This is a genomic window from Pseudonocardia ammonioxydans (genome assembly GCF_900115005.1).
Classification (GTDB): Bacteria; Actinomycetota; Actinomycetes; order Mycobacteriales; family Pseudonocardiaceae; genus Pseudonocardia; species Pseudonocardia ammonioxydans.
In genome coordinates this window covers 35,280-47,823 of the sequence record NZ_FOUY01000044.1, presented here as the reverse complement: position 1 = coordinate 47,823, position 12,544 = coordinate 35,280, and the positions used below count along the sequence as shown (strand labels likewise).

Below are 12,544 nucleotides of genomic sequence, written 5' to 3'. Positions count from 1 at the left end.
CGGATGCCCTCGGTGAACGCTGCCAGGATGCGGTTCTTGAAGTCCGGGCGGGGATGGGCCTCGACCACCGCAGCGCGCTGCTGCTCGGAGAGCGCGTGGTAGCCGATGCCGAGCACGTCGAGCTCCACGCCCCGGGTGAGCAGGGCGATCTCGGGTGCCATGTGCAGCGGGATCTCCGGGGTGGTGTGCAGCGCGATCGCGGTCCACACCCGGTCCGCGCTGTCGCCGGTGATGCCGTGGGCGTGCAGGAAGCGGCGGGCCTCGTCGGCGCCGTCGATCTCGAAGCGCTGGTCGGTGCGCCGGAACCGCTCGGTCAGCCCGAGGTCGTGGAACATCGCGCCGATGTAGAGCAGCTCGGGGTCGAACTCCAGGCCCTGCTCGCGCCCGCGCAGCGCCCCGAACACGTAGACCCGCCGCGAGTGGTCGAACAGCAGCGGTGACGCCGTGTCGCGGACCAGTTCCGTCGCCTCCCGCGCCACCGCGCCGTCCGGGATCGGCACGCCCGCAATCGTCTCGCTCATGCTCTCCCTCGCCTGCTCGTCTCGGTACGACCCCAGGGTCGCCCGGCACCGCGCGGCCCGCATCCCGGCGCTGAGCCGCCCGGGTCCCGGGCGGGGCGAAACCGGTTGCGGACCACGGCCGGTGACTGTTGGTATCCGCTCCCGCCCACCGAGTCGACGGAGTGTGGTCATGCGCGTGCTCATCGCTGCGGTCGGATCGCGGGGCGACGTGGCGCCCTGCGTCGGGATCGGCGAACGGCTGCGCGGGGCCGGACACACCGTCACGATCGCCGCGCACCCGTCCTACGCAGCGATGGTGCGGGCCGCGGGGCTGGAGTGCCACCCACTGCCCGGCGATCTCGGTGTGCTGCTCGACCTGCCGGAACGCTCGACCCCGGCCTACCAGGCGGGCCGGGTCCCGCGACTGACCACGCTGCTCCGGGAGGCGGCCCGTGCGACCTACGACGCCGCAGCGCACGCGGACCTGCTGCTGACCAACGGGTCGGCACCGTTCGGCTACGACGTCGCCGAGGCGCGGGGCATACCCGGCGCGGGGGTGTACTGCCAGCCGATGACGCCCACCGGGGATTTCCCACCGATCGTGCTGCACTCGGCCCGTTCCTGGGGGCGGCCGGGCAACCGGCTGCTCGGGTCGCTGGGCGTCCGGAGCATGATCCCGTTCCACCGGGCCACCGCGGAGCTGCGCCGCGACCTCGGCCTGCCCCGTCGCTCGGTGCGGCGGACGCAGGCGCGGCAGGCCGCCGAGCGGTGGCCGATCCTGCACGGGTACAGCCCGGCCGTGCTGCCACGGCCGGCGGACTGGCGTCCCGGACTCGACGTCGTCGGGTACTGGTGGCCGCCCGCGACGACCTGGGAACCGCCGGCCGAGCTGACCTCGTTCCTCGCCGGTGGACCGCCGCCGGTGTTCGTCGGGTTCGGCAGCATGGCGGGCGGTCACGGCGCGCGGCTCGCGCCACTCGTCGTCGCGGCACTGCGCCGGGCCGGGATGCGCGGGGTCCTGCAGGCCGGGCGGGCCGGGTTGGGTGTCAACACCCCCGACGGGTTCGGCCCGGACGTGCTCGCGGTCGACGACGTCCCGCACGAATGGCTGTTCCCGCAGGTCGCCGCCGTGGTCCACCACGCGGGCGCAGGCACCACGGGAGCCACCCTGCGCGCAGGGGTCCCCTCGGTGCCGGCTCCCGTGTTCGCCGACCAGCCGCTGTGGTCACGCCGGCTGGTCGAGCTGGGCTGCGCGCCCGAGGTGATCCCGTTCCGGAGGCTGGACGCGGGCCGGCTGGCCGAGGCCGTCCGTGCCGCCGTGCGCGAGCCCCGCCACCGTGCGGCGGCGCAGGTCCTGCAGCGTGTGGTGACCGCCGATGACGGCGCGGGTGCGGTGGTCGAGCTGGTGGAGCGGCTCGCAGCCCGGTCGTGATCGTCCACCGCGGTGGACCGGGCCGGGCCGAACGACGCCTTATGCCGATCCGCTGACGTCCGTAGCCTGTCCGCAGGCACGACGGGGGCGGGGCCATGATCGTCGCCTCGATGCGGGGGTGAGCGGGTGGTCGCCGGCGGGGTCGAGATGCGCGACGTCGAGACGTTCCTGACGTTGGCCGAGGAGTTGCACTTCGGCCGCACCGCCGAACGACTGATGATGTCGACGGCACGCGTCAGCCAGACCGTGCAGGCGTTCGAGCGTCGCATCGGGGGCCGGCTGTTCCATCGCACGAGCCGGCGGGTCGACCTGACGCCGCTCGGGCGATCGCTGCTGGCCGAGCTCGGCCCCGCATTCGAGACCCTGGATCGCACGCTCGGCGCGGCGCGCGAACGAGCACGTGGTGTGGCACAGCTACTGAGGGTCGGGCACCTGATCACCGCCGAGAACGTCCCCGAGGTCGCAGCGCTCATCAAGGCGTTCGAGCGACGGGCCCCGCACTGCACGGTCGTCTGCCTGCGGTTCGACACCGTTCGCTACCTCGATCCGCTGTACCGCGGGGACGTCGACGTCTGGCTGACCTGGTGGCCGGGTGCGTTCCCGGCGGACCGCCCGGCGGACGGGCTCCGGAACGGCCCGCCGATCGCGCAGCGCGGCCGCGTGCTGCTGGTCGGGTGCGGGCATCCCCTGGCCTCGCGCGCCTCGATCGGCCTCGACGACCTGACCGAGCACCCCGTGATCAGGATGAGCGGCGAGCAGCCTGCGGTCTTCCGGGACAGCTGGATCCCCCGCACCGCCCCCAACGGGCGTGCGATCGCCACGGTGGACCAGCCGTGGCACGGTCACCACCAGGAGCTCGCGACGCTCCTGGAACGCGACGAGTACGGCTACCTGACCTACTCGTCCATGTTGGAGGCGCTGCCGCTGCCCCCGACGGTGCGGGCGATCCCGGTGCTCGACGCCGAGCCGTTCGTGCTCCTCCCCCTGTGGCGCACGTCGACCGAGGACGCCACGACCCGCACCTTCGCCGAGACGATCGTCGCGCCCGACACCTGGTGACCCGTCGTTCAGCCTCGCTCAACGAGCGTTGCGTACGACGTCGTTGTTCTCCGTGAGGCAGACCGGCAGGGTCACCTGCGGGATCGGAGCCCGCCCCGCCCCACGGAGCGCAGCACGCCACCGCGCCCCGGCGAGCCGGAGCCGTCCGACCACTGCCACCGGGCCGGCTCGACGAGACGGGTGAGATGAGACCACGGACAAGCCGCCGCAGCTCCGAGCCGTTGCCACCGGCCCCGACCAGGCCCGCGCCTCCTGCGCCGGCGGCGCTCCGCTGGCTGGTGCCGTGCGTCGCCGTCGGGGTCGCCCTGCTGATAGCGCTTCCTGCCGTGCTGGCGTTCGACCGCGGGTTCACCGCCGACGCGATCATGCAGAACGAGCCGGCCCTGGACCCGTCGCACCTGGAGCTCGCGATCGACCTCGTGATCCTCGACGCCGTGGTGTGGCACGCCATCGACGTGGTGCTCTCGGTCTGGTTCGTGGTCAAGACGCTGCAAGGACGGCACTGGGCCCGCGTGGCGCTGACGGCATATCTGGTCATCGCGACCGCCGGCAGCCTGTACTCGGCCGCGTCCGGAACGCAGTTCCTCTGGGCGGTCGTCCCGAGCGACGCCATCCACGTCGTCATGCTCGCTCTGCTGTGGGTCCCCCGCTCGGTCCGGGACTTCTTCACCGCCCACCGGGCACGATCGGCGGTCCCGACCGGAACCGGTCCGCGGGCCGCCGGGGAGGCCGGGACCGGATGAGCAGCCACCCGTCGTCCGTCCCCGACCGACCGGTCGAGAAGGCCGGGACGCCGAACCGGGGCGGCACCCTGTTCACCGAGCCGGTCCTCGTGGTGCGTCAGCGCGACAAGATCGTCGAGGTGACGAACGAGTACGACGTCTACGACCGGCACGGCGGCAGCCTCGGAACCGCCGTCCAGATCGGGCAGAACCGCCTCGCGAAGGTCATCCGCGTCGTCGGGAAGAGCGACCACTTCAAGACCGTCCACCTCGAGGTACGCGATCCGGACGGCACTCCGGTCCTGCAGATCATCCGACCGGCCAAGATCGTCCGCTCCCGGGCCGTCGTCCAGCGGCCCGACGGCACCGGTGTCGGCGAGATCCGCCAGGACAACGCCCTGGGACGGATCCGGTTCTCCCTCCTGGCCGACGGGCGGCGGATCGGCCGGATCGTCGCGACCACCTGGTGGGCCCGGGAGTTCACGATCACCGACCAGGACGACGTCGAGGTCGCCCGGATCGTGCAGACCTGGGAGGGCCTGACGAAGGCGGTGTTCAGCACCGCGGACAGTTACGTCGTCGAGATCCACCGGCGGCAGGGCGAGCCCCTGGCGAGCATGATCGTCGCCTCGGCCCTCACCGTGGACACCGCGCTGAAGCAGGACGCCCGTTAGACGGCATGCCCCGAACCGGCGACACGAGCCGCGTGCGCACCCGCGTCGGGAGAGATCAGCGAAAGAGAACCGCGGAGAATCCGCTGGTAGGAGAGGGTGGCCAGGGGCGGGGTCGAACCGCCGACCTTCCGCTTTTCAGGCGGACGCTCGTACCAACTGAGCTACCTGGCCCCGGCCTCCGGAAGAACTCCGGAGAGTGGAGCGACCCAGACGGGACTCGAACCCGCGACCTTCGCCGTGACAGGGCGACGCGCTAACCAACTGCGCCACTGGGCCTTGCGTGTGCAGATCCATCGTAACCGATGGCGTCTGCCGTACCCCCAACGGGATTCGAACCCGCGCTGCCGCCTTGAAAGGGCGGAGTCCTAGGCCGCTAGACGATGGGGGCTGGGAGGAACCCGGGGGCTCTTCCTTCCCTCAACGGCTGTCCGTTGGGAGCGGTGAAACCATACGACACCGCTGCGGAGGCCCGTGCAGGCACCCCCCTCGTTGCGGCTTCGTGGCCGGTCAGAGGGTGTGCGCTGAGCCGGGCGCCCGGCTCAGCGCGCGACGGGCGGTGGCTGGTCCGGGTTCGAGGAGATCAACCCGAGCATGTCGAGCAGCTCGCGCAGGTCGTCGGAGTCCGACGAGTTCTTCGCCACGACCAGGCGCGCCTTCTGCACCTGGTCGTCGGAGACCTTGAACGCGTCGGCCGCGCTCCTCGGCGCCGGGATGGAGCCGGTGTCGTCGTCGGTACTGCGCCTGGCGCCGATACTCATGGGGCCTCCCCGTAGGCCTTCCGCCGGTACCGCCACGTACTGTGGCCGTGACCAAGACGTTACCCATCGTGCGATAGCACTGCACCCCTCTTCCCGGGTGACGGGACCGACGCCCCTGGCGTCGCGCCGTCACCGCGGCCCGGTGGGCGTCAGCCGGTCGGGGCCCCCGGACAGGGGCTCCCGGACAACGCCGGGACCGGCACCGCCGCGGCGAGCGCCCGGTACCCCGCCGCCGACGGGTGCAGGCCGTCGCCGGAGTCGTACTCCGGCCGCAGTCGCAGCGGGTCCCCCGGCTCGGCGAGCACGGCGGCCGCGTCGACCGTCCCGTCGGCGAACCGGCCGGCCCCGGTACGGATCCACGCGTTGACGTGGTCGCGTGCCGCGACCACGTCGGGGGCGTCCCGACCACCACTGGTCGCCGGCGGGATGGTCGCCAGGAACACCCGCAGCCCGGCCGCCCGGGCCCGTTCGGCGAACGTCCGCAGGCCGGCGACCAACTCCTCGCCACGCGCCCCGGCGGCGAGATCGTTCGTGCCGATCAGCAACAGCACGTCACGCACCCCCGCCACCGCGGCGACGTCGGCGTCGAACCGGGTCAGCGGGGAGTCCCCGCCGGCGGGCGGGTCGTCCTGCAGCAGCTGGTTGCGGGACAACCCGGCGTTCAGCACGGTCGTCCGCGGGCCGCCGGGGCCCGTGGCGAGCCGGGCCGCGAGCTGGTCGGAGAGCCGGTCGTCGCCGTCCGGGGTGCTCCCGACGCCGTCGACCAGCGAGTCACCGATCAGCAGCAGCCCCGCACCCGGAGCCGGAGCGTGCACCTCGAGCCCGGCGAGCACCGGCCAGGACTGCAGCGTCGTCCCGAAACCGCCCGCGCCCGGCGATGCCGTGCGATCGCTTGGCGCCGACAGCCACGCCGTCCGCATCGCGACCGGGTGTGAGCTGATCGTCGTGGGCACCTCGGTGAGGAACACGCTGACCAGGACCGGCACGCCCCGGTCCACCCGGACCGGCAGCGGGTCGGTCACGACGTCGTCCCCCGGGGCGAGCCGCACGTCCGGGCGCCCGCCGACGAGCACCGGCACCGGGTCGACGACCTCGGCCGGGCCGCCCGCACCACCGAACGAGACCGCCCCGATGCCCAGCGGCCCGTCGCCGTGCCGGTTGGACAGGCGCAGCCGCACCGCGTCGCCGGACGCCTGCGGCCGGACCACCATCCGCAGCGTGCGGCCCGCGAGCTGGTCACCCGGGACCGCCTGCTGGGCGGCGTGCCAGCCGGCGGACCACGCCGGGGCGCACCCGGCCCGGGCGGCGGCCGCGGGGAGGGCCCGTCCGCACCCGGCGAACGCGAGGCCCGCCACCAGCACGGCCAGCACCGCGACCACGGCCGGTCCGCGCCATCGGGCTCCCGACCGCACGTGCACCGCCTCCCGTCCGTCCGGTCCCGGCCGCCGGGGTCGGACGGGTCCCGCACGCGCTGTGTCGATCCGTCACCCGATCACGTTACGTACAACGACGGTCACTCTGCGACGACCGGCCGGACGGGGACGACGAGCGGACCCGCCCGATGGGTGGGGGCCGGCCCGCCGCGGATGCGCGAAGCTGCGAACTGTCGGGGGCACCTCCTACTCTCGTGCCCCAAGAACGAGGCGGCCGACGCGGGCCGCCCGGATCCGAGGGAGGGGCCACGGTGGCGGGCTACGAGGAGATCTTCCGATCCAGCGTCGAGGACCGCGAGGGCTTCTGGCTCCGCGCGGCGGCCGCGCTGGACTGGCACGTCGCACCGACGACGGCGCTCGACGACTCGAACCCGCCCTTCTACCGCTGGTTCCCCGACGGGGAGCTGAACGTCGCCCATAACGCGCTGGACCGGCACGTCGACGCCGGGCACGGGGACCGCACCGCACTGGTCCACGACTCACCGGTCACCGGCACCAGGCGCTCCTACACCTACGCACAGCTGCGCGACGAGGTGGCGACGTTCGCCGGGGTGCTGCGCGAGCAGGGCGTCGGGCACGGCGACCGGGTCGTGATCTACATGCCCATGGTCCCGGAGGCCGCGATCGCGATGCTCGCCTGCGCGCGGCTCGGGGCCGTCCACTCGGTGGTCTTCGGCGGGTTCGCCGCCAAGGAACTCGCGGTGCGGATCGACGACGTCGACCCGAAGGTCGTCGTCTCCGCGTCCTGCGGCATCGAGGGTTCCCGCGTCATCGAGTACAAGCCGTTGCTCGACAAGGCGATCGAGCTCTCCACCAACAAGCCGTCCTCGACCGTGATCCTGCAGCGCGAGCAGGCCCGCGCCGAGCTGGGCCCGATCGACGTGGACTGGGCCGAGGCGGTGTCGCGGGCGACGCCGGCCGACCCGGTCCCGGTCCGGAGCACCGACCCGCTCTACGTGCTCTACACCTCCGGCACCACCGGCAAGCCCAAGGGTGTCGTGCGCGACAGCGGCGGCTACGCGACCGCGCTGGCCTGGTCGATGCCCAACATCTACGACGTCGGCGCCGGCGAGACGCTGTTCACCGCGTCCGACGTCGGCTGGGTCGTCGGCCACTCCTACATCGTGTACGCGCCGCTGCTGGCGGGGGCGACCACCGTGCTCTACGAGGGCAAGCCGGTCGGCACACCCGACGCCGGGCAGTTCTGGCGCGTCGTGCAGGAGAACCGCGTGAAGTCGGTGTTCACCGCGCCGACCGCGTTCCGGGCGATCAAGAAGGAGGACCCGGAGGGCAAGTACCTCGCCCAGTACGACGTGTCCTCGCTGCGCTACCTCTTCCTCGCCGGCGAGCGGCTCGACCCGGAGACCTACCGCTGGGCCGCGGACCTGCTGCAGATCCCGGTGATCGACCACTGGTGGCAGACCGAGACGGGCTGGCCGGTCGCGGCCAACCCGGCGGGCGTCGAACTCCTGGAGATCAAGCCGGGGTCGCCGACCCGGCCGATGCCCGGCTGGGACATCCAGGTCCTCGACGAGACCGGCAAGCCCGCCGAGGCCGGTGTCGACGGTGCGATCGTGGCCAAGCTGCCGCTGCCGCCCGGCGCGTTCCCCACCCTGTGGAACGACGACGAGCGCTACCTGAGCTCCTACATGCGCGCGTTCGACGGCTACTACCTCACCGGCGACGGCGGTCACCTCGACGCCGACGGCTACGTGTTCGTGATGGGCCGCACCGACGACGTGATCAACGTGGCCGGGCACCGCCTGTCCACCGGCGGGATGGAGGAGGTCCTCGCCTCGCACCCCGACATCGCCGAGTGCGCGGTGATCGGCGTGGCCGACACCATGAAGGGCCAGATCCCGCGCGGGTTCGTGGTGCTCAAGGCGGGGGTGGACGGCGACGCCGAGGGCTACGAGGACAACCTCCGCGCCGAGCTCGTGAAGATGGTCCGCGAGCAGATCGGCGCGGTCGCCTCCCTGAAGGACGTCGCGATCGTGCCGGCCCTGCCCAAGACCCGCTCCGGCAAGATCCTCCGCAAGACGATGCGCGGGATCGCCGACGGTGCCGACGAGCCGGTCCCCTCGACCATCGACGACCCGGCGGTACTCGACACCCTCCGTCCGGTGCTGCGTCGGGAGTAGCCGGCGCTGCCCGGGCAGCATGCCGCTCCCTTCGGGTGGTCCGCGGGAAATCTCCTTGACCCTGCCGGGCCACAGCGGTAACAGCGCGCCGTCGTCGGCCGATCACACGACGACGGCCGCACCCCGCCCCCCGATCCCCCGCGCGGTCGTCGACCGACGTGGAGGTTCGTCATGGACGGAACCCGCATGCGGCTGGCGGCCCTGGCCTGCCCCCTCGCCCTCGGCGCGCTGCTGGGCGTGGCGGCCGTGCTGGAGTCGCCGACGGAGCGTCCGGCGGACGCCTCCCCGGAGGTCGGCGAGGCCGCCCCCGCGACCACCCGTGGCCCCGCGGTGAGCGCGTCGGCGGTGTTCGGGCTCCCGCACACGACCCCACCGCCGACGCCGGTGGAGCAGGCCCGCCGCGCCCTCGTGCCCGCCCCGCTCCCCGAGCCCGCCGGGACCGCCGCCCCGGAGTGACCCGGCTGCCGCCGATCGCGACGAAGGGCAGCACAACCGCAGGTCAGGGCATCCTCAGTCGTGCGCGGCGGGTCCGTCGGGGGCACCATGGGCACATGAAGGTCATCGTGGATTTCGACCGTTGCGAGAGCAACGCGGTGTGCATGGGCGTCGCCCCGGAAGTCTTCGAGGTGCGTGACGACGACTACCTCTACATCCTCGACGAGAACCCGCCGGAGGCCCTGCGGCCGAAGGTCGAGGAGGCGGTGCGGGGCTGCCCGAAGGCCGCGATCTCGATCGAGGAGTAGAGCCGGTCCGACGTTCGTCCGCCGTTCGGCGGCCGGTCGGCGCAACGGACCCGGCACCCCTCCTTCGGAAGGTTGCCGGTCCGGCGGCCGGTGGCGAGTATCGGTCCGCGAGAGCAGCGCCACCGAACATCGACCGCGAAGGAGCCGCCCGTGACGACCGCCGAGTCCACCGCCGACGTCTGGACCACACCGCTCACCCCGCTGGCCTTCCTCGGCCGGTCGGCGGACGTGTTCGGCGACAAGACGGCGATCGTCTACGGGGACCGGCGGCACACCTACGCCGAGTTCGCGGCGGAGGCGACCCGGGTGGCGCACGCACTGCGCGCCTCCGGGGTGCGGCCCGGTGACCGGGTCGCCTACCTGCTGCCGAACGTCCCGGAGATGCTCGTCGCCCACTTCGCGGTGCCGCTGGCCGGCGCGGTGCTGGTCGCGATCAACACGCGGCTGTCCACCGAGGAGGTCCGCTACATCCTCGACCACTCCGGTGCGACGGTGCTCGTCGCCGACAACGTGCTGTACGAGACCGTCCGCCCGGTGGCCGGCGAGCTGAAGACGGTGCGGGAGATCGTCACCGTCACCGACCCGGCCGCGCCGGGCGACGGGACCGGTTCCGGGCTGTCGTACGCCGACCTGCTCGCCCGCGGCGCGGACGACCCGCTGCCCTGGGCCGTCGACGACGAGCGCGGCACGATCACGATCAACTACACGTCCGGGACGACCGGGAACCCGAAGGGCGTCGAGTACCACCACCGCGGCGCGTACCTGAACTCGTTCGGCGAGATCGTGCACTCCACGCACACCGCCGACAGCGTCTACCTGTGGACGCTGCCCATGTTCCACTGCAACGGCTGGTGCACGCCGTGGGCGGTGACCGCGATCGGCGGCACCCACGTCTGCCTGCGCGAGGTGCGCGGCGACGTCATCTGGGGGCTGATCCGCGAGCACGGGGTGACCCATCTCAACGGCGCCCCGACCGTCGTCACGACGATCATGAACGCGGCCGAGGCCGTCACCCTCGACTACCCGCTGGTGATCACGACGGCCGGGGCTCCGCCGTCGCCGACGACCATCCTGCAGATGGAGCGGATGGGCTTCCGGATCGTGCACGTCTACGGGCTCACCGAGACCTACGGGCCGTACTCGGTCAACCAGTACCAGCGTGCCTGGGACGGTCTCGGCGGCGAGGAACGTGCGCGGCTGCAGGCCCGTCAGGGTGTCGGGATGGTCTGTGCGGACCGGGTCCGCGTGGTCGACGAGCAGATGTCCGACGTCCCGCGCGACGGCACGACGATGGGCGAGATCGTCATGCGCGGCAACAACGTCATGAAGGGGTACTACCTCGACCCGGACAAGACCGCCGAGGCGTTCGCCGGCGGCTGGTTCCACTCCGGTGACCTCGGCGTCGTGCACCCGGACGGCTACGTCGAGCTGCGCGACCGCGCCAAGGACGTCGTGATCTCCGGCGGCGAGAACATCTCCACCGTCGAGGTCGAGCAGGCGCTGGTGTCGCACGACGCGGTGCTGGAGGCAGCGGTCGTCGGCGTCCCGGACGAGAAGTGGGGCGAGGTCTGCAAGGCGTTCGCGGTGCTCAAGGCGGGCCGGCACGCCGAGTCGCAGGAGCTGATCGACCACGTGAAGACGCGGATCGCCCGCTACAAGGCCCCGAAGTATGTCGACGTGGTCGACGAGCTGCCGAAGACCTCCACCGGCAAGGTGCAGAAGTTCGAGCTGCGCGAGAAGGAGTGGGCGGGCCGGGGCGGGTCGCGCATCCAGGGGTAGCTCACGTCCCCTCGTCCCGGCCCCGCGGTTCGGTTAGCGTTGCTCAACATGAGCAGCGCTACCGACTCCCGCGCCTCCGAGGCGGCAGCGCCCTCGGCGTTCCGCGTGGCCGCCGGCGCGGTCGCGGTGACGACGGTGTCGGTGCTGCCGGTGTTCCTCACCGGCGCGCTGGCCGTGCAGCTCTCGGCGGACCTCGGCTTCGACCCGGCGGGGCTCGGGCTGGTGGTGGCGCTCTACTTCGGCGTCAGCGCACTGTGCTCGCTGCCCGTCGGGATGATCGTCGAGCGGGTCGGCTCCCGCTGGACCAGCCGGATCGCCGCGCTGGGCGCCGCGGCGCTGATGACCGCGCTGGCCCTGTTCGCGACCTCCTACGCATCGCTGGTCGCGCTGCTGCTGTGCAGCGCGTGGTGCAACGTGATGGGCCAGCTGTCGTCGAACCTGACGCTGGCCCGCTCGGTCCCGGCGCGGCGGATGGGCCTGTCGTTCGGGGTGAAGCAGGCGGCGATCCCCACCGCGACGCTGCTGGCCGGGGTGGCGGTGCCGGCGATCGCACTGACCGTCGGGTGGCGCTGGGCGTACGTGATCGGCGCCGTGCTCGCGCTGTCCGCGCTGTTCCTGTGCCCGCGGGAGAACGCGGGCCCACCCGCCCGGCCCCGCAAGGCCGACCGTGCCACGGCCGCGCTCGGCGTGATCGGCGCGGCCTCCGGGCTGGCGGCCGGGACGGCCACGGCGCTGGGGGTCTTCCTGGTCTCCTCGGCCGTGGAACGCGGCGTCGCGCCGGGGCTCGCCGGCCTGGTCCTGACCATGGGCAGCGTGATCGGGCTGAGCGTGCGGCTGCTGCACGGCTGGCTCGCCGACCGTCGTGAGGAGGCCCGGGCGAGCTCGGGCCGCGGGGGCGGGCACGTCGCGGTCGTCGCCGGGAGCCTCGCCGCCGGTGCGGCCGGGTTCGGCCTGCTCGCCGTGCCGGGTACACCGGCGCTGGTGATCGGCACGGTCCTGGCCTTCGGGCTCGGCTGGGCGTGGCCGGGCCTGCTGCAGTTCGCGGTGGTGCGGCTCAACCCGTCCGCCCCGGCCGCGGCGACGTCGATCGTGCAGGTCGGGGTGTACGCCGGTGGGTTCGCCGGCCCGATCGTGTTCGGCTGGCTGGCCACGCACGCCGGGTTCCCGGTCGCGTGGTCGGTCAACGCGGTCGTGATGCTCGTGTCGGCCGCGCTGATGCTGGTCGGACGGCGGATGCTGCTCGCGCACGCCCGTCGCTGATCCGGCGGCGCGGCCGGGCGGTCCGCCGACGCCGATCGCGACG

Annotated in this window: 12 protein-coding genes and 3 tRNA genes; 9 read left to right on the top strand and 6 right to left on the bottom strand. The window is 73.1% G+C overall.

What is annotated here, in order from left to right; all coding sequences use genetic code 11:
• Positions 1-521 (bottom strand): HD domain-containing protein (locus BM093_RS28435; RefSeq protein ID WP_093353174.1); only part of this gene is annotated, 521 nt, incomplete at its 3' end.
• Between the two features lie 169 nt (positions 522-690).
• Between BM093_RS28435 and BM093_RS28430 the strand changes: the two genes are divergently transcribed.
• The 4 genes from BM093_RS28430 to BM093_RS28415 all read left to right on the top strand — a co-directional run bounded on the left by BM093_RS28430 (position 691) and on the right by BM093_RS28415 (position 4,387).
• On the top strand, positions 691-1,932 hold the full coding sequence (locus BM093_RS28430) for a glycosyltransferase (RefSeq protein WP_093353169.1): 1,242 nt from the start codon (positions 691-693) through the stop codon (positions 1,930-1,932).
• A gap of 126 nt (positions 1,933-2,058) precedes the next feature.
• Positions 2,059-2,991 carry a LysR family transcriptional regulator gene (locus tag BM093_RS28425; protein WP_093353143.1) on the top strand — a complete coding sequence of 311 codons (933 nt, stop codon included), beginning with the start codon at positions 2,059-2,061 and terminating at the stop codon, positions 2,989-2,991.
• A 185-nt stretch (positions 2,992-3,176) separates the two neighbouring features.
• Positions 3,177-3,734 carry a hypothetical protein gene (locus BM093_RS28420; RefSeq protein ID WP_143105554.1) on the top strand — a complete coding sequence of 186 codons (558 nt, stop codon included), beginning with the start codon at positions 3,177-3,179 and terminating at the stop codon, positions 3,732-3,734.
• A complete protein-coding gene (locus BM093_RS28415) occupies positions 3,731-4,387 on the top strand; it encodes an LURP-one-related/scramblase family protein (RefSeq protein WP_093353136.1) in 657 nt (218 codons plus the stop codon). The genes BM093_RS28420 and BM093_RS28415 overlap by 4 nt, the downstream gene beginning before the upstream one ends.
• 97 nt (positions 4,388-4,484) lie before the next feature.
• Here the strand turns inward: BM093_RS28415 and BM093_RS28410 are convergent.
• The 5 genes from BM093_RS28410 to BM093_RS28390 form a co-directional block, all read right to left on the bottom strand.
• A tRNA-Phe gene (locus tag BM093_RS28410) sits at positions 4,485-4,558 on the bottom strand.
• A gap of 31 nt (positions 4,559-4,589) precedes the next feature.
• Positions 4,590-4,663: transfer RNA gene (locus BM093_RS28405), tRNA-Asp, on the bottom strand.
• A 39-nt stretch (positions 4,664-4,702) separates the two neighbouring features.
• A tRNA-Glu gene (locus BM093_RS28400) sits at positions 4,703-4,775 on the bottom strand.
• A gap of 151 nt (positions 4,776-4,926) precedes the next feature.
• On the bottom strand, positions 4,927-5,145 hold the full coding sequence (locus BM093_RS28395; protein WP_093353133.1) for a hypothetical protein: 219 nt from the start codon (positions 5,143-5,145) through the stop codon (positions 4,927-4,929).
• Positions 5,146-5,294: 149 nt separating this feature from the next.
• Positions 5,295-6,524 carry a GDSL-type esterase/lipase family protein gene (locus BM093_RS28390; protein ID WP_093353128.1) on the bottom strand — a complete coding sequence of 410 codons (1,230 nt, stop codon included), beginning with the start codon at positions 6,522-6,524 and terminating at the stop codon, positions 5,295-5,297.
• Positions 6,525-6,829: 305 nt separating this feature from the next.
• Here BM093_RS28390 and BM093_RS28385 point away from each other — a divergent pair, with 305 nt between their 5' ends.
• The 5 genes from BM093_RS28385 (at position 6,830) to BM093_RS28365 (ending at position 12,501) form a co-directional block, all read left to right on the top strand.
• Positions 6,830-8,719, top strand: a complete 1,890-nt coding sequence (locus tag BM093_RS28385) for a propionyl-CoA synthetase (protein WP_093353124.1) — start codon at positions 6,830-6,832, stop codon at positions 8,717-8,719.
• A 171-nt stretch (positions 8,720-8,890) separates the two neighbouring features.
• Positions 8,891-9,175 (top strand): hypothetical protein, encoded by a 285-nt coding sequence (locus tag BM093_RS28380; protein WP_093353121.1) that lies wholly within the window; start codon positions 8,891-8,893, stop codon positions 9,173-9,175.
• Positions 9,176-9,270: 95 nt separating this feature from the next.
• Positions 9,271-9,462 (top strand): ferredoxin, encoded by a 192-nt coding sequence (locus tag BM093_RS28375; RefSeq protein WP_093353117.1) that lies wholly within the window; start codon positions 9,271-9,273, stop codon positions 9,460-9,462.
• Between the two features lie 150 nt (positions 9,463-9,612).
• Complete coding sequence (locus BM093_RS28370; RefSeq protein WP_093353114.1) at positions 9,613-11,241, top strand: acyl--CoA ligase family protein; 1,629 nt, start codon at positions 9,613-9,615, stop codon at positions 11,239-11,241.
• Positions 11,242-11,289: 48 nt separating this feature from the next.
• Positions 11,290-12,501, top strand: coding sequence for an MFS transporter (locus BM093_RS28365; protein WP_177238754.1), 1,212 nt, complete (start codon positions 11,290-11,292; stop codon positions 12,499-12,501).
• Positions 12,502-12,544: the final 43 nt, after the last annotated feature.

Coding starts and splice junctions, on each gene's coding strand:
- BM093_RS28380 (WP_093353121.1), top strand. CDS start 8,891: ATGGACGGAACCCGCATGCGGCTGGCGGCCCTGGCCTGCCCCCTCGCC.
- BM093_RS28415 (WP_093353136.1), top strand. CDS start 3,731: ATGAGCAGCCACCCGTCGTCCGTCCCCGACCGACCGGTCGAGAAGGCC.
- BM093_RS28395 (WP_093353133.1), bottom strand. CDS start 5,145: ATGAGTATCGGCGCCAGGCGCAGTACCGACGACGACACCGGCTCCATC.
- BM093_RS28365 (WP_177238754.1), top strand. CDS start 11,290: ATGAGCAGCGCTACCGACTCCCGCGCCTCCGAGGCGGCAGCGCCCTCG.
- BM093_RS28430 (WP_093353169.1), top strand. CDS start 691: ATGCGCGTGCTCATCGCTGCGGTCGGATCGCGGGGCGACGTGGCGCCC.
- BM093_RS28420 (WP_143105554.1), top strand. CDS start 3,177: ATGAGACCACGGACAAGCCGCCGCAGCTCCGAGCCGTTGCCACCGGCC.
- BM093_RS28375 (WP_093353117.1), top strand. CDS start 9,271: ATGAAGGTCATCGTGGATTTCGACCGTTGCGAGAGCAACGCGGTGTGC.